Below are 14,812 nucleotides of genomic sequence, written 5' to 3'. Positions count from 1 at the left end.
GTTCCGTCGGGACGACCGTGGTGAGCGTCCTCCCTTCCGCCGCGACGACCGCGACGACCGTGGCGAGCGCCCCGCCTTCCGGCGCGACGACCGCAGGGACGACAGGCGTGACGACCGGCGCGATGACCGGCGTGGCGAACGGCGTGACGGCGACCGCGGTGGGTTCCCCCGCCGCGACGACCGGGACCGTGGCGGTTTCCGCCGCGAGGACACCCGCGACCGCGGCTTCCGCAGCGATGACCGGGACCGGCCGCGCGACGGTGACCGTGGCGGTTTCCGGCGCGACGACCGCGGTGGTTTCCGGGGCCGTGACGAGCGCCGCGACGACCGCCGCGGGGACGACCGTCGTGGGGACGTCCGCCGTGGGGACGACCGTGGGGAGCGTGGCGGCTTCCGGCGCGACGACGCCGGCCGGGGTGGGCGTCCGGGTTTCCGCCGCGAGGACGGCCCCCGTGGTGACCGCAGTGACTTCCGCCGGGACGACAACCGCGACAACCGCGGCGACCGGGGCGACCGCGGTGGTTTCCGCGGCCGTGACGACCGCGGTGGGCGCGGGCCCCGGCGTGACGACCGCGGTGACCGTGGCTTCCGGCGCGACGGCGATCGGCGTGACGGCGACCGGGGTGGTTTCCGTGGCCGGGACGACCGGCGTGGCCCCGGCCGGTTCCGTGAGGAGCGCGAGCGGGACAGGGAGCCGATCAAGCGGCTGCCGATCCCGGAGGACGTCACGGGTGACGAGATCGACAAGGACGTACGGCAGGAGCTGCAGAGCCTGCCCAAGACGCTCGCGGACGATGTCGCCAGGAACCTCGTGATGGTCGCGCGGCTCCTCGACGAGGACCCCGAGGGCGCGTACGGCTACTCGAGGGTGGCGTTGCGGCTGGCGTCGCGTGTCGCCGCCGTGCGGGAAGCCGCCGGGTTCGCCGCGTACGCCAGCCAGAAGTACGGCGAGGCGCTGGCCGAGTTCCGGGCCGCCAAGCGGATGACCGGGAACATCGACCTGTGGCCCGTCATGGCCGACTGTGAGCGTGGGCTCGGCCGGCCGGAGAAGGCGCTGGACATGGCCGGGGCGCCCGAGGTGCACAAGCTCGACAAGGCCGGTCAGGTCGAGATGCGGCTCGTCGCGGCCGGTGCCCGGCGGGACATGGGGCAGCTGGACGCGGCCATCGTGACGCTGCAGAGCCCCGAGCTGGCTGCGAACTCCGTACAGCCGTGGACCGCGCGCCTGCGGTACGCCTACGCCGACGCGCTGCTCGCCGCCGGGCGTGAGAGCGAGGCGCGGGAGTGGTTCGCGAAGGCTGTCGAGGCCGACCGTGACGGCAGCACCGACGCCTCGGACCGGCTCGCCGAGCTGGACGGCGTGGAGTTCGTCGACGCCATGGTCGAGGACGAGGACGACGAGGCTCCGGCCCCGCCGAAGGCGGATGAGAGCGAGAGCGACGTCGAGGTCGAGGTCGAGAACGACAAGGACTGACGTCCGTAGGAGAAGGGGCGGGACCCAGGCTGTGAGGCCTCGGGTTCCGCCCCTTCGTCACGTCGGCTCGTCATGCCGGCGACGTGCCGGCGCCGGCTCACGTCCCGTCAGAGGTCCAGCGCCCGAAGGACCAGGCCCGTCGCCGGTTTCGGGCCGAACGACGTCGACTTGCGGGGCATCGTCACACCCTGGCGGGCCAGCTCGCGGACGACCTCCTCGCGGACCGGGTGCATCAGGACGGCCGTGCCGCCGTCGCGTTCCGCTTTCTCGACCGTCGCCGCCGTGTCATGGATGTAGGCGATGTGGGCGGGGGAGTCCTCGGAGATGCGCCAGACATGTTCGAGGAGCGTGGCGTGCAGGACCGTCGCGTCCAGCGTGCGCCAGGCCGCGGGGCGGTCGGCGGGGATCGTACGGGCCAGCAGGTCCGGGTCCGGGTGGTCGACGAGGTGGAAGGCGCCGTCGCCGGCCAGCAGGAACGCGTTGCCGGCGCAGGCAGCGTCGGCCAGTGTGTCCAAGGCCCCGGACAGTGGGACGTCGAGGCGGCGCACGCGGAAGTGGCCCTCCAGGGCCGCCACGGCATCGGCGACCGGCAGATCGTGCAGGAGGCGGTGGATGGCGCGGACCCGCAGGGGGTAGCGGGCCGTGTCGACGAGGAGGACCAGGCCGTGGTCCCACGGGCTGGGGGAGGGGTGCTCCGCGCGGAGGCGACGATAGGTCGCCCAGCGGTGGTGGCCGTCGGCGATCAGGGCCTGGTGCCTGCCGAGGTCCGTCTGGATCGTGGCCAGGTCCTCGGGGGCGGTGACCGACCACAGGCGGTGGCGGAAGCCGTCCTCGGTGGTGGTGGCCAGGAGCGGCGGCCGGTCGGCGGTGCGCTCGATCAGATCCGCCGTGGCGGTCGTCGAGCCGTCGCCCCGGTAGGTGAGCAGGAGGGGTTCGAGGTTGGCCGAGGTGGCCCGCATCAGGGCCGCGCGGTCGGCGACGATGTGCGGCATGACGTCCTCGTGCGGCAGCACCAGCCGCTCGGCCGGGTCCGACACGCGCAGGGCGCCGATGACGCCGCGTTGCAGCATGCCGTCGCCGTCCCGCTGCTCGTAGACGTAGAGGCCCGGTTCCGGGTCGGTGGTCAGGACGCCCTCGGACAGCCAGCGGCGCAGGGTGTCGGCGGCCCGTTCGTTGCGGGCGCTGGGAGTGGCGGCCTGGGGGAGGATCAGACGGACGATGTTGTACGGATCGGCGGACTCGAGGTGGTGCAGGCCGTCGGGGCGCACCACGACGTCGTACGGCGGAGATGTGACGGCGGCAAGGCTGCCGACCCGGTCGGGGTCGTAACGAAGGCCTCGGAACGGGGTGAGTTCCAGGCCTCGGTGCGCCGTTGCCTCCGAGTGACCTGCTGTGTTCATCCCGGCATCGTACGGCTGTCGGTGGCATGGGGGATGATCGGGGGAAAGCCGTCGAACGAGGAGCGATGCGGGATGAGCCGAAGCGTCAGGACGAAGCCCGAGGGCAGTGGGCAGGCCCTGAGCGAGGCGTACGACACGGCGCTGCTCGATCTCGACGGTGTCGTGTACGCGGGCGGGAGCGCGATCGCGCACGCGGTCGAGTCGCTGGCCACGGCCCGGGAGGGCGGAATGCGCCTGGCGTACGTGACGAACAACGCGCTGCGGACCCCGGACACCGTGGCCGGGCATCTGACGGAACTGGGGATACCGACGGGCGCGGAGGACGTCATCACCTCGGCGCAGGCCGTCGCGCGGCTGATCAGCGAGCAGGTGCCGCAGGGTGCCCGGGTGCTGGTGATCGGCGGTGAGGGACTGCGGGTCGCGCTGCGCGAGCGGGGGCTCGTGCCCGTGGAGTCGGCGGACGACGATCCGGCGGCGGTGGTGCAGGGGTTCGGCGGGCCCGATCTGCCGTGGGGCCGGTTCGCCGAGGCCTCCTACGCGGTGGCGCGGGGCGTGCCGTGGTTCGCCTCCAACACCGACCTGACGATTCCGAGCGGCCGCGGTATCGCGCCGGGCAACGGGGCCGCGGTGGAGGTCGTCCGGATCGCCACGGGTGCGGAACCTCAGGTCGCGGGCAAGCCGTTGCCCCCGATGCACCGGGAGACCATTCTGCGGACCGGGGCGCAGCGGCCGTTGGTGGTCGGGGACCGGCTGGACACGGACATCGAGGGCGCGTTCAACGGGGAGGTCGACTCGCTGCTCGTCCTGACCGGTGTCACCGACGGCGCGCAGCTGCTGGCCGCGCCGCCGCAGCACCGGCCGACGTATGTGGACGCCGATCTGCGCGGGATGCTCGCCGGTCAGCCGGAGGTCGTCGCGGTGGGCGAGGGCGGCTTCCGGTGCGGTGGCTGGACGGCGACGACCGGTGCGGACCGGCTGGAGCTCGACGGGGAAGGCGAGGCGCTGGACGGGCTGCGCGCGCTGTGCGCCGTGGCGTGGACGGCGGCCGGTGAAGGCGTGTGCGAGCTGGACGGGGGGAAGGCGCTGGCGCGGCTGGGCATCTGAGCGCCTGTCAGTGATCGGGCCGGGTACCCGAGGCGGGGCGGGACACCGAATCTTGCTCGAATGCGAGGGTAGGCTAACCTAACTGCGTGTTGGTCGAGAGTCCCCCCGAACAGCGCGCGGAGACCGCCCCCGCGCCCCCGACCCGACGGGCGGTACGAGCCTTCGGGCTGCTCCTGTCCGTGGCGATCCTGGTGCTCGTCGCGCTGGCGAGTATCGCGATCGGAGCGAAAGAGCTGTCCCTCGGGCAGGTCTGGCACGGCTTGTTCGCGGACTCGGGGACCTACGGCGACGTCGTCGTCGCGGAGCGGCTGTCGCGGACCCTGCTCGGGCTGCTCGCCGGCGCCGCGCTCGGTCTGGCCGGGGCGGTCCTGCAAGCCCTCACGCGCAACCCGCTGGCCGATCCCGGACTGCTCGGCATCAACGCCGGTGCCTCCGCCGCGGTCGTCACGGCCATCACGTACTTCGGGGTCACCTCGCTGACCGGCTACGTCTGGTTCGCGTTCTTCGGCGCGGCCGCGGTCGGGGCGCTGGTCTGGTTCCTCGGCGGCAGCCGGGGCGCCACGCCGGTGCGGCTCGCGCTGGCCGGTACGGCCGTCAGCGCCGCGCTGTACGGCTACCTCCAGGCCGTGATGATCATGGACGAGGCGGCGCTCGGCAAGATGCGCTTCTGGACGGTCGGTTCGCTGGCGTCGGCGACGAACTCGACCATCACGCAGGTCCTGCCGTTCCTGCTGACCGGCACGGTCCTGGCTCTGGCCCTGGCCCGGCCGCTCAACGCGATGGCCATGGGCGACGACACCGCCAAGGCGCTCGGCGCCAACCTCAACCGCACCCGGGCGCTGTCCATGCTGGCCGCGACCGTGCTCTGCGGGGCCGCGACCGCCGCGTGCGGGCCGATCGTGTTCGTCGGGCTGATGGTGCCGCATGTGGTGCGCTCGTTCACCGGGCCCGACCTGCGCTGGATCCTGCCGTACGCGGCGATCCTGTCGCCCGTGCTGCTGCTCGGAGCCGATGTCATCGGCCGACTCGTGGCCCGCCCTTCGGAGCTCCAGGTGGGCATCGTCACCGCGATCCTCGGCGGGCCGGTGTTCATCTTTCTCGTACGACGGCGGAGGACGGCGCAGCTGTGAAGACCACCAACCGTGCCGTGCGGACCGGCGGCCTCTCGGTACGCCTGGACGTGCGGGCCGTCACCGTCGTGCTCCTGCTGGTCGCCGCGGCGCTCGTGGCGAGTGTCGTGCTCATCGGCACCGGCGACTTCCCGATCCCGGCAGCCGACGTGCTGCGGACACTGGTCGGCGAGGGCAATCCGGGCCAGGAGTTCATCGTCAACGAGCTGCGGCTGCCGCGGGTCCTGGTCGGGCTGCTGGTCGGCGCCTCGCTCGGACTCGGCGGCGCACTGTTCCAGGCCATCTCCCGCAACCCGCTGGGCAGTCCGGACGTCCTCGGCCTCGGGCAGGGGGCGACGGCCGGCGCGCTCGCGGTGATCGTGCTGACCTCCGGCAGCGCCAACCAGGTCGCCGCCGGGGCGCTGGCGGGCGGTCTGGTGACCGGGCTCGCCATCTACGTGCTCGCCTGGAAACGCGGCGTGCACGGCTACCGGCTGGTCCTGGTCGGTATCGGCGTCTCCGCGATCGTCACGGCCGTCAACGGCTATCTGATGACCAAGTCCGACATCGTGGACGCGGCCCGCGCGGTCGTGTGGATGACCGGGTCCCTCGACGGCCGGGACTGGGACCAGGTCTGGCCGCTGCTCGCGCTGACCGCCGTGCTGGTGCCGCTCGTCCTGGTCAACGCTCGGGGGCTGCGGATGATGGAGATGGGCGACGACGTGTCGTACGCCCTCGGGGTGCGGGTCGAGCGCGTGCGGCTGCTGCTCATGGTGGCGGCCGTGCTGCTCACCGCGTCAGCCACCGCCGCGGCCGGCCCCGTCAGCTTCGTGGCGCTCACGGCGCCGCAGCTGGCGCGGCGTCTGACCCGCTCGCCCGGGCCGAACCTGCTGCCCTCACTGTGCATGGGCGCCGCCCTGCTGGTCGTCGCCGACTGGGTCTCGCAGCGGGCGTTCGGCGCCGAGCAGCTGCCCGTGGGCGTGGTCACCGGCGTTCTCGGCGGGGTCTACCTGCTGTGGCTGCTGGTCAGCGAGCGCCGGGCGGGCCGGATATGAGCACCGGGGTCGAGAAGAGCACCAGCGGACTGAACAACCAAGGGAGCACCGTGAACCGCCTGTCCGCCGAGAACGTCACCCTCGCCTACGACCAGCGGGTCATCGCGGAGCAGTTGTCGGTGGAGATACCCGACAACTCCTTCACGGTGATCGTGGGCCCCAACGCGTGCGGCAAGTCGACGCTGCTGCGGGCGCTGTCGCGGATGCTCAAGCCGAGCGAGGGCCGGGTGCTGCTCGACGGGCAGGTCATCCAGTCGATGCCCGCGAAGAAGGTCGCGCGGACCCTCGGCCTGCTGCCCCAGGCGTCGATCGCGCCCGACGGCATCACCGTCGCCGACCTGGTCGGCCGCGGCCGCTACCCGCACCAGGGCATCCTGCGCCAGTGGTCCACCGAGGACGAGCGGGTCGTCCAGGAGTCCATGCGGCAGACCGGCGTCGCCGAGCTCGGCGACCGCTACGTCGACGAGCTCTCGGGCGGCCAGCGCCAGCGCGTGTGGATCGCCATGGCGCTCGCCCAGCAGACGCCGCTGCTCCTCCTCGACGAGCCGACGACGTACCTGGACATCCAGCACCAGATCGACGTCCTGGACCTGTGCGCGGAACTGCACGAGGAGCAGGGGCGCACGCTCGTCGCCGTGCTGCACGACCTGAACCACGCCGCCCGCTACGCCACCCACCTCATCGCCCTGCGCGAGGGCCGGGTCATCGCCGAGGGCGCGCCGAAGGACATCGTCACGGCCGAGCTGGTCGAGGAGGTCTTCGGGCTGCGCTGCCAGGTCATCGACGACCCGGAGACGGGCACACCGCTGGTCGTGCCGGCGGCCCGCAAGGCCCGCGTCGAGAGCGCGGTCGGGAAGGTGCCGGCTACAGAAGCTTCCTGAGCTGGAGCAGGTCACGCACACCGGCGTGCAGCTTCACCCGGCCCGAGCCCCAGGCCTTGGCGAAGTTCAGCTCGCCGCCCACCAGGGCCACCAGGTCGTCGCCGGTCATGGCGAGTCTGATCTCGGCCTTGCCGGGCGGCGGCCCCGGCACGGTGTCGTGCACCTCGATCCGCCCGCCGCGCATCCGGCCGGCGAAGGTGACGTCGAGGTCCGTGATGTGGCAGCTCACCGAGCGGTCCAGGGCCGCGGCGTCGCGGACGTCCCCTTCGGCGCGCTGCATGTTGTCCGAGAGCTTGTCGAGTGCGCTGCGGCACTCCTCGATCGTGGCCATCGCGATCGACGGTACCGCAGCGGTTCGCGGTAGCGTCGGGGCATGGACGACGCAGTTCCCGAGACCCCGCCGGTGGCGGAGGAAGAGCCGGCGTACGACCCCGCCGGCCCCGCTCCCCTGAACGTGCCCCGCACGCCCACCGGTGACGCCGGCGTGGACGCCGCCCTGGACCGGCTCGGCGACGCGGACCACCTCGCCACGGACGGGCATCTCGAGGTGTACGAGGATGTACACCGGGGGCTGCGCGACGCGCTCACCGCGCTCGACGCGCTCGACGTACGCCCGGGACCTCCGGTGCCCCCGATGCCGCACGCACCTAGGAGCTGAACCGAACGTGGCAGGAGTCGCACGCCGCCGTCTGGACGCGGAGCTGGTCCGCCGGAAGCTCGCGCGCTCGCGTGAGCACGCCGCGCAGCTGATCGCCGCGGGGCGGGTCTCCGTCGGCAAGACCGTCGCGACCAAACCCGCCACGCAGGTGGAGACCGCGGCCGCGATCCTGGTGGCCCAGGACGACAGCGACCCCGACTACGTCTCGCGCGGCGGCCACAAGCTGGCCGGCGCGCTCGCGGTGTTCGGGCCGCAGGGGCTGGCCGTCGAGGGGCGCAGGGCGCTCGACGCGGGCGCCTCCACCGGCGGTTTCACCGACGTCCTGCTCCGGGCGGGCGCCGCGCATGTCGTCGCCGTGGACGTCGGATACGGACAACTCGCGTGGTCCCTCCAGAAGGATGAACGCGTCACCGTCAAGGACCGTACGAACGTACGCGAGTTGACGCTTGAAGCGATCGATGGGGAGCCAGTGGATCTTGTCGTGGGGGATCTGTCCTTCATCCCGCTCGGGCTGGTCCTGCCCGCTCTGACGCGGTGCGTGAAGCCGGACGCCGACCTGGTGATGATGGTCAAGCCGCAGTTCGAGGTGGGCAAGGAGCGCCTGGGCAGCGGGGGAGTGGTACGCAGCACCCAGCTGCGGGCCGAAGCGGTACGGGGGGTGGCCGAGAAGGCCTGGGGGCTGGGGCTCGGGGTGAAGGGCGTGACGGCCAGTCCGCTGCCCGGGCCGTCGGGGAATGTCGAATACTTTCTGTGGCTGCGGTCCGGGGCACCGGAACTGGACCCGGCCGAGGCAGACCGTGCAGTGGCGGAGGGGCCGCGTTGACCGAGAACCGAGCTCGTACTGTTTTCCTGCTCGCCCACACGGGCCGGCCCGCGGCCGTGCGCAGTGCCGAGCTCGTCGTGAAGGGGCTGCTGCGCTCCGGTCTGGGGGTGCGCGTCCTGGAGGCCGAGGCGCGCGACCTGCCACTGCCGGCGGAGGTGGAGCTGGTCAAGGAGGCCACACCGCAGTGCCTCGACGGGTGTGAGCTGCTGATCGTGCTGGGCGGTGACGGCACGCTGCTGCGCGGCGCCGAGTTCGCGCGGGCGTCGGGTGTGCCGATGCTCGGCGTCAACCTCGGGCGCGTCGGGTTCCTCGCGGAGGCCGAGCGGGACGACCTCGACAAGGTCGTCGACCGGGTGGTGACCAAGGCGTACGAGGTCGAGGAGCGGATGACCGTCGACGTCGTGGTGCATCAGAACGGCGACATCGTGCACACGGACTGGGCGCTGAACGAGGCGGCCGTGCAGAAGGTGTCCGCCGAGCGGATGCTGGAGATCGTCCTGGAGATCGACGGGCGGCCGGTGACGGGGTTCGGCTGTGACGGGATCGTGTGTGCGACGCCCACCGGGTCGACGGCGTACGCCTTCTCGGCGGGCGGGCCGGTGGTGTGGCCGGAGGTCGAGGCGCTGCTGATGGTGCCGATCTCCGCGCACGCGCTGTTCGCGAAGCCGCTCGTGACATCGCCGGATTCTGTGTTGGCTGTGGAAGTTCTGCCCCACATTCCGCCGGGTGTGCTGTGGTGTGACGGGCGGCGGACGGTGGAGTTGCCGGCCGGGGCGCGGGTGGAGGTGCGGCGGGGGGCCGTGCCGGTGCGGCTGGCGCGGCTGCACCACGCGTCCTTCACGGACCGTTTGGTGGCGAAGTTCGCGCTGCCGGTTTCCGGGTGGCGGGGGGCGCCTCACTAGCGGTTTGTGGGGGGTGGTTGCGGAGCGTCGGCGGGCGCGGGTGGATCGTGGTTGTTCGCGCAGTTCCCCGCGCCCCTGAGCCCGGACCACTCGCGTGGGTGACAAGGGCAGGCCGGTCGCAATCCGTGGCCCGGACCTCGTAAGGTCGTGTCCGTGTTGGAGGAGATGCGGATACGGTCGCTGGGCGTGATCGACGACGCCGTCGTCGAGCTGTCGCCCGGGTTCACCGCGGTCACCGGTGAGACGGGTGCGGGCAAGACCATGGTGGTCACCAGCCTGGGGTTGCTGCTGGGCGGGCGGGCCGACCCCGCGCTCGTGCGGATCGGGGCCGGCAAGGCCGTCGTGGAGGGGCGGATCACCGTTCCCCGCGACGCCACGGTCGCGGTGCGCGCCGAGGAGGCCGGGGCCGAGCTGGACGACGGGGCCCTGCTGATCAGCCGTACCGTCAGCGCCGAGGGGCGCTCGAGGGCGCACCTGGGCGGGCGCAGCGTGCCCGTGGGCGTGCTCGCCGAGCTCGCGGACGAGCTGGTGGCCGTGCACGGGCAGACCGACCAGCAGGGGCTGCTCAAGCTGTCCCGGCAGCGGCAGGCGCTCGACCGGTACGCGGGCGACGCGGTCGCCGGGCCGCTGGCCAAGTCGATCGGCATCGATTGGTAGCGTGCGTTCCGTTGTCTCGGGCGGGCTACCCGGGCGGGGATGCCTCGCCTCGTTTGCAACACCGTGCGTCGTTACGCGCGCTGCGCCTGATCCCCATGCCACAAGGCCGCTCCTGTGTTGGCCAGCTCCGCCTTACGTTGACCGCAGTCTGGCATCGCCCGGTTGAGGAGTTGCCAGAATGTTGGGCCGTGGTGCGCTTCGCGGAGATGCGCCAGCTCGTGCGCGAGCACGTACTCAACGAGCGCCGGGCGCAGCTGCATGGCCGCCCAGTGAATGCGTACTCGCCCATCGGGCAGAGCCGAGCCCCATTTATTGCCGAGATCAGCCACTTCGATCACTTGAGGATCAACGCGTAAACGCTTGGCCCAGTCCTTGGCCCGGGGTTTGAGCCAGGTGAGCCCTGCCGTTCGATACCAGGCGATGACGTGCTCATATCCAAGATCAGCGAGAGCCCTGGGGAGGTTCAGCTTGCCGCGCTGCAACCGCACCCGATGGTCGTCGGTGTCAATAATTCGAAGCTGGTAGCTGCGGCCAAGGTAGAGAAAGCCTTCACCGTCAACGAGTTCCTTGACGACCGGCTCGTAATGCAGAGATTCCTTCTCAGCCAGTTTGCGGTAGATCCATTCCCGCTTGGATGCGAGGAAGTGTTCAAGCTCCGCCTGTTCGACGTCCGGTGCAACTTTTAGTTGCAGACTGCCGTCGCGGTCGATGGTCAGTTTCGCCTTTCGGCTGGTGCCGACGGTTTCGACGGGAATGGTCATCCCATCGAGTCGTAGTGTCATCACGGTCACGTTTATCACCGCGCCCTGGCAGCAATGAGGGACTGGTTCGCCTTGGCAAGTTCCATCAATTTGTCGGCCAGCGAAGCCTGCTCATCGAAGGGGAACAGGTCACGGTCGTCGAGGGTGTGGATCAGCTGCCTACGCAGGAAGTCTTGTTTGTGCGGGTTATGCCAGAACCGCACGATCCTGGCTTGCTTCTCGACTTCGATCACAATCTCCTGCGCCAGGTGAACGATGTCGATGCGAACTTCCTCGGACAGCGTTGAGTCGGTCGCGAATTCCGCCTCCAATAGACCGTAGAAACGGGCAACCAGAGGATCCTCGTGCACCGCGCTTCCGCTGTCATCACTCTGCGCGTCACCGAGTAATTCGGTCAGTGCCAACGCCAGCTGTTCCCACTTGTCCGTCAGTGTCTTCAGGATGTCGTCGAGCCGTTCGGACAGCTTGGTGTAGCGAGCAGGGTCTTCGTCGAAGTTCTTCCGAATGTGGTAGCGAAGCGCGTGTTCCATCTCGGAAGCCTTGGCCTTGTCGGAGGTTAGGCCTTGGACCTTGGCGAGAAAGTCGGGGTCGGTGATCGACACCGGTGGAATCTTGGTGGCGATGTCAAGGGCGGTCACATGCTCGTCGATCAGCTTGCGGACCTTCTCGCCGTAAAGGGAACTGTCGAAGTCGCCGAGCCCGTCGTCGCGGTAACGGCGCTTGGCAGCCAGCGAAATAATGCCAAGGCGTTTGGCGTCCCGCACGAACGGCAGAGCCTCGGGGCGCGGCATGACAGTGTCCATTGTCGAGAGGAACTGCTTCAGAAGTACTCCGAAGCGGGCGCGGAGAGCTTCATCGGCCAGCACTTGCACGCAGGCCTCGACATCCTCGGGAGTGTCGAAGGTATCGATGCCGGCTTGGGCAAAGACTGCAACCACTCGTGCGTGCCGATCTCGTAACTTGGGCAACTCGGCCTTGATCGAAGCCAACGCGCCGATCGCATCTTCGGCATCTTCCGGCGCGTAGGCCTTTAGCGCCTTTTGCAGATGTGCGCCGACGCCGTAATAGTCGACCAGCAGCCCGGCACTCTTACCTGTGGCGGTTCGGTTGACGCGAGCAATCGCCTGCAACAGTTCGGCGTCTTGGATGGAGCGGTCCAGGTACAGCACTTGCTCAACCGGCGCGTCGAAGCCCGTCAGCAGCATGGTACGCACGATCAAGAAGGCCACCGGACTGGTCTTTTCGCCCCGTTGCCCGAGCTTTTTCTTGAAGTCCTCGATCACGACGTCTTGGCGGGACTTGTCGGTCCACTGCGCCCAGGTCGGGTCGTCGTTGTGGCTGCCCGAAATCACGGGGATGAATTCCAACGCCTTGAGTAATTCGGTCTGAGGGACCGCACGCACTAGCATCTGCGTCTTGCGGTCCAGACCGTCGATGTCGACCGCATCACCGTTGGAGTCGGTACGCAGATGGGCGGGCAGCGCTTCGATCTGAGCCACCAACTCATCGCGGGCAGTCGTCAGGGCTTCGTGGTAGCGGATTGTCGCCAAACGGCTTGAGGCGGTCACTTGCGCTTTGAAGCCGTTCGGCATCACGGTCGAAACATAGTGCCACATCATTGATTTCGCTTTGGCCGCAATTAGATTGGGCGCTTCGAGAACCGAGCCGGCCGTGGCATAACGGGTTTTCAGCTTTTCGATCTCAGCGTCGGTGTGGTCCGCGAACATGTCTTCGAACAGCTCATCCAGATCGCTACCACCCGCGACTGCACCCTTGGCCGTCCGACCCTCGTAGAAGATCGGTACGACAGCGCCGTCTTCCTCCGCCTGCCGAATCGTGTACTTATCGATGAACTCGCCAAAGATCGACTCAGTACGCTTCTTGCCTTCGCGCATGATCGGCGTGCCTGTGAACCCGATCTTCGCGGCGTTCGGTAGCGCGGCCATAAGGTTCGCGTGGAGCGTCGAAGTCTGCGAACGGTGCGCCTCGTCGACCATGATGAGAATCGACTCATCGGTATTGAGCACACCGAACGAAACGACGCCCCCATCACCGTCTAGGCCGTGGTCTTCAGAACTCTGCGTGTCGGTATCACGGTATTTGTGAATCATCGCGAACACCAACGCGGGGCCATGCTCGGCCAACATCGTGCGGAGCTTCGCCGACTTCCGGGCGCGTTGGACGGTCTCGCCTGACAGTTTGGCAGTCGCCGCCAGTTGCTTTTCCAAGTCGGTCCGGTCAGTGATGATCACGACCTTGAACGCGCGCAGCACAGGGTCGGAACGCATAGCGCGCACCAGGAACACCATCGTCAGGGACTTGCCCGATCCCTGGGTGTGCCATACCAACCCGCCGCGACGGTCATGCTCACCATCAATTTTGCGACTCTTGCCGGTTCGCAGACGGTTGATAGCTTTGAGGACTGCGCGGTACTGCTGATAACGCGCGACAATCTTGACGCGCCTGCCACCAGCTTCTTGAAATAGAGTGTAGTGACGGATAATATCGAGAAGGTTTGCGGGAGTAAGCATCCCAGCAACGAGGAGTTCCTGCCCGGTCAATTCGGCGGCAGGTTTACCCAAATGGTCCGCCAACTGATCTCGGCTCAGCGGCGCAGCATCCTTCCATTCCAGGAAGTGCTCAGCACCAGAGGTGAACGTGCCGACGCGGGCCTTGTCGCCGTAGCTCGAGACCACGAATTGGTTCGTCCAAAACAACTGCTCGCTACCCTCAGACGCACCGAGATCCCGCTGATTGGCGTAACGCCGCAACTGATCGATCCCCGCGGCCATCGGATCGGTGGCATAGGGGCTCTTGCACTCGATCACAACCAGCGGAATGCCATTGACGAACAGCACCACATCAGGCACGACGAACTTCTTGGTTTGCCCGCCCGGCTCGTCCACACGGAACTGGTTGACCGCCAGGAAGTCGTTGCGTTCTGGGTGGTTGAAGTCGATGAACCTGATTCGCTGGCTTCGGCCTTGATCCCATTCGGGCAATCCTGCGACGGACACGCCTTCGAGGAGCTGATCGGTCAGGCGTTCGTTGATTTCAGCCAACTTGCCCGTCTCGGTACGAGTCAGGGCGGATACCGCCTCGGACAGTCGTGAGTCATCCAGCCACGGCTGACCGTCGGGACCGAGATTAATTTGGTACAGCATCTGGCGCAGGCGAGCCTCGATCAGCGATCCACGAAACGAATCGCGTCCAGTCACGGTCGGATCGGATTTGGAGCCCTCGATGCGCGTCCAACCAAGACCGGCCAGCTGTTCTAACAGCGGCTTTTCAGAATCAGTGTATTCAGGACCACGACTCACAATGCAGTCTCCAAAAGCACACGAACGCGACCAGTCAATAGGTCGCACATGAGACCCTGCTTTTGTTTTTGCAGCTTCTGAACTTCGAGCTGAGCGTGAGTAACGCGATCGTCCAGCGCATCCAGCACGGCGACTACTTTGCGCTGCATTGCCGACGACGGTGCCGGAAATTTTAGATTCGAGATCGTGGGCAAATTCAGGCCAGCCTTTGCTCCTTGATCATTTAAGCGAGAGAACTGCGCCCGACCGAGGGGTGAGCTCAGATAATGGCCGATCCACCGGGAGTTCGACTCTTCCTCGTTGAACCGCACCAAGGCAATATGCTGGTTTATGTAGGCCTCGCCAAGATCTGAGGGGACAACGCCAATAATCCCCAAGTCAGCAGTAATAGATATGAGTAGATCGCCCCTTTGTAGCGACGTCCGACCTCCCTCGCCGTCAGACGGTACGCGTACATGAACCAACGAATCGAAACGAAGGTTGATGTGGGTGCGCGTTAAGTTACCAATCCTGATAAACTTCGCACCTTCATCAGAGTAATAACGTGCCCAGCCACGGGATCCTGAAGTAATGAGAGTCGCCGATTCGCCAATGCGAGCAATCGGCCAATCGCCGGAGAATAGATCTGAAACGAGCCCCTGCTTCGTAAGCTTAAGCTTGGCTATAAT

General features: G+C 68.2%; 13 protein-coding genes and 1 pseudogene. 9 read left to right on the top strand and 5 right to left on the bottom strand.

Translation table 11 applies throughout. The features are described from left to right. Positions 1-706: 706 nt before the first annotated feature. Positions 707-1,474 (top strand): tetratricopeptide repeat protein, encoded by a 768-nt coding sequence (locus ABT116_RS30630; RefSeq protein WP_351640515.1) that lies wholly within the window; start codon positions 707-709, stop codon positions 1,472-1,474. 107 nt (positions 1,475-1,581) lie between these two features. Here the strand turns inward: ABT116_RS30630 and ABT116_RS30625 are convergent, their stop codons facing one another. After that, positions 1,582-2,874 carry a DUF1015 domain-containing protein gene (locus ABT116_RS30625; protein WP_351640513.1) on the bottom strand — a complete coding sequence of 431 codons (1,293 nt, stop codon included), beginning with the start codon at positions 2,872-2,874 and terminating at the stop codon, positions 1,582-1,584. 72 nt (positions 2,875-2,946) lie between these two features. On the opposite strand from ABT116_RS30625, the gene ABT116_RS30620 reads away from it, so the two are divergent. From ABT116_RS30620 to ABT116_RS30605, 4 genes are all read left to right on the top strand, one after another. Continuing rightward, positions 2,947-3,978: an HAD hydrolase-like protein gene (locus ABT116_RS30620; RefSeq protein ID WP_351640511.1), complete on the top strand. Its 1,032-nt coding sequence runs from the start codon at positions 2,947-2,949 to the stop codon at positions 3,976-3,978. Between the two features lie 86 nt (positions 3,979-4,064). Beyond that, positions 4,065-5,108, top strand: coding sequence for a FecCD family ABC transporter permease (locus ABT116_RS30615; RefSeq protein WP_351640509.1), 1,044 nt, complete (start codon positions 4,065-4,067; stop codon positions 5,106-5,108). Continuing rightward, positions 5,105-6,142: a FecCD family ABC transporter permease gene (locus ABT116_RS30610; RefSeq protein ID WP_351640507.1), complete on the top strand. Its 1,038-nt coding sequence runs from the start codon at positions 5,105-5,107 to the stop codon at positions 6,140-6,142. The genes ABT116_RS30615 and ABT116_RS30610 overlap by 4 nt, the downstream gene beginning before the upstream one ends. Further along, positions 6,139-7,023 (top strand): ABC transporter ATP-binding protein, encoded by an 885-nt coding sequence (locus tag ABT116_RS30605; RefSeq protein WP_351640506.1) that lies wholly within the window; start codon positions 6,139-6,141, stop codon positions 7,021-7,023. The genes ABT116_RS30610 and ABT116_RS30605 overlap by 4 nt, the downstream gene beginning before the upstream one ends. Here ABT116_RS30605 and ABT116_RS30600 read toward each other — a convergent pair. Further along, positions 7,007-7,354 carry an SCP2 sterol-binding domain-containing protein gene (locus tag ABT116_RS30600; protein ID WP_351640504.1) on the bottom strand — a complete coding sequence of 116 codons (348 nt, stop codon included), beginning with the start codon at positions 7,352-7,354 and terminating at the stop codon, positions 7,007-7,009. The two genes, ABT116_RS30605 and ABT116_RS30600, sit on opposite strands and share 17 nt — an antisense overlap. A gap of 42 nt (positions 7,355-7,396) precedes the next feature. Between ABT116_RS30600 and ABT116_RS30595 the strand changes: the two genes are divergently transcribed. The 4 genes and pseudogenes from ABT116_RS30595 to ABT116_RS30580 all read left to right on the top strand — a co-directional run. Beyond that, on the top strand, positions 7,397-7,681 hold the full coding sequence (locus ABT116_RS30595) for a hypothetical protein (protein ID WP_351640502.1): 285 nt from the start codon (positions 7,397-7,399) through the stop codon (positions 7,679-7,681). A gap of 7 nt (positions 7,682-7,688) precedes the next feature. Then, positions 7,689-8,504, top strand: a complete 816-nt coding sequence (locus ABT116_RS30590) for a TlyA family RNA methyltransferase (RefSeq protein WP_351640500.1) — start codon at positions 7,689-7,691, stop codon at positions 8,502-8,504. Continuing rightward, on the top strand, positions 8,501-9,406 hold the full coding sequence (locus ABT116_RS30585; RefSeq protein WP_344461922.1) for an NAD kinase: 906 nt from the start codon (positions 8,501-8,503) through the stop codon (positions 9,404-9,406). The genes ABT116_RS30590 and ABT116_RS30585 overlap by 4 nt, the downstream gene beginning before the upstream one ends. Before the next feature lie 165 nt (positions 9,407-9,571). Then, positions 9,572-10,042: pseudogene (locus ABT116_RS30580) on the top strand (AAA family ATPase); the annotation flags it as partial. A 92-nt stretch (positions 10,043-10,134) separates the two neighbouring features. Here ABT116_RS30580 and ABT116_RS30575 read toward each other — a convergent pair. From ABT116_RS30575 to ABT116_RS30565, 3 genes are all read right to left on the bottom strand, one after another. After that, entirely contained in the window at positions 10,135-10,824 is a 690-nt protein-coding gene (locus ABT116_RS30575; RefSeq protein ID WP_351640498.1) for a M48 family metallopeptidase, read from the bottom strand. A gap of 35 nt (positions 10,825-10,859) precedes the next feature. After that, the gene (locus ABT116_RS30570) at positions 10,860-14,144 is read right to left on the bottom strand and encodes a type I restriction endonuclease subunit R (protein ID WP_351640496.1); all 3,285 of its coding nucleotides are present in this window, start codon (positions 14,142-14,144) and stop codon (positions 10,860-10,862) included. Next, the coding region (locus ABT116_RS30565; RefSeq protein ID WP_351640494.1) for a restriction endonuclease subunit S at positions 14,141-14,812 on the bottom strand (672 nt) is incomplete at its 5' end. The genes ABT116_RS30565 and ABT116_RS30570, both read right to left, overlap by 4 nt.

Origin of the sequence: Streptomyces sp. NPDC002130, from assembly GCF_040296465.1 — a bacterium.
Lineage (GTDB): Bacteria > Actinomycetota > Actinomycetes > Streptomycetales > Streptomycetaceae > Streptomyces.
Note: the sequence above shows the minus strand (reverse complement) of the source record. Positions and strands in the feature narration are given on the sequence as shown.